This window comes from Thauera butanivorans NBRC 103042, from assembly GCF_001591165.1.
GTDB classification, from domain to species: Bacteria; Pseudomonadota; Gammaproteobacteria; order Burkholderiales; family Rhodocyclaceae; genus Thauera; species Thauera butanivorans.
Genome location: NZ_BCUG01000137.1, coordinates 1 through 1,046, shown reverse-complemented (window position 1 = coordinate 1,046; position 1,046 = coordinate 1). Strand labels below are relative to the sequence as shown.

General features: G+C 64.3%; 1 protein-coding gene. It reads left to right on the top strand.

Annotated elements, in window-relative coordinates; genetic code table 11:
• Window positions 1-113 precede the first annotated feature (113 nt).
• Window positions 114-1,046: IS21 family transposase (gene istA, locus TBU01S_RS22695; RefSeq protein WP_157659267.1), on the top strand; the 933-nt coding region annotated here is incomplete at its 3' end.

The following is a 1,046-nucleotide window of genomic DNA, read 5'->3' as shown; positions in this document are numbered from 1 at the left end:
TGTTGGCGCCGGCCGAAAACTGACCATCTGACGGGGTGAATTCCGGTTGAAGACTGACCAGGGTGTTTAACCTCTCTGCCTCATTTTGAGGCAGAGGACATGAGGTGATCACCATGGAACTGTTGGGGAAGGTCAGACGGATGCATTACCGGGACGGGCTGTCCCGTTCGGAGATTGCGCGGCGCACGGGGCTGTCGCGCAACACGGTGAAGAAGTGGCTGACGGCCCCTGATGCCGTCGAGCCGCGTTATCGGCGCGTGCAAGCACCGGGCAAGTTGGCCCCCTTCCACGGTGCGCTGTTGCAGGCGCTGGAAGCCGATGCGCGGCGCCCGAAGCGCGACCGGCGTACGGCGAAGGCGCTGCACGCGGAACTGAAATCGCAGGGCTATGCCGGCGGTTACACGGTCCTGACCGATTTCATCCGCCACTGGCGTGAGCAGGCGGGCGCGAACGCGCCGACGCGCGCCTTTGTGCCGCTGAGGTTCGAGCTGGGCGAAGCGTTCCAGTTCGACTGGAGCGAAGAGCGGCTGGTGATCGGCGGGGTCTGGCGCAAGCTTCTGGTGGCGCACCTGAAGTTGTGTGCGAGCCGAGCCTTCGTGCTGATCGCCTACCCGAGCCAAAGTCACGAGATGCTGTTCGACGCCCACACGCGCAGTTTCCAGGCGCTGGGCGGGATTCCCCGGCGCGGCATCTACGACAACATGAAGACGGCGGTCGACAAGGTCAAGAAGGGTAAGGGCCGGGTGGTCAATGCCCGCTTCTCGGCGCTGTGCTCGCACTATCTGTTCGATCCGGACTTCTGCAACGTCGCCTCGGGGTGGGAGAAAGGCGTCGTCGAGAAGAACGTGCAGGACAGCCGGCGGCGGATCTGGCAGGAGGCCGGCACGTTGCGCTTTGGCAGCTTTGCTGACCTGAACGCCTGGCTGCTGGCCCGTTGCCAGGCCCTGTGGCAGGAAGTGCGTCATCCCGAGTACGCGTTGTCGGTGGCCGAGATGCTCGAACACGAGCAACCGCACCTGATGCCGATGGTGTCTGCCTTCGACGGC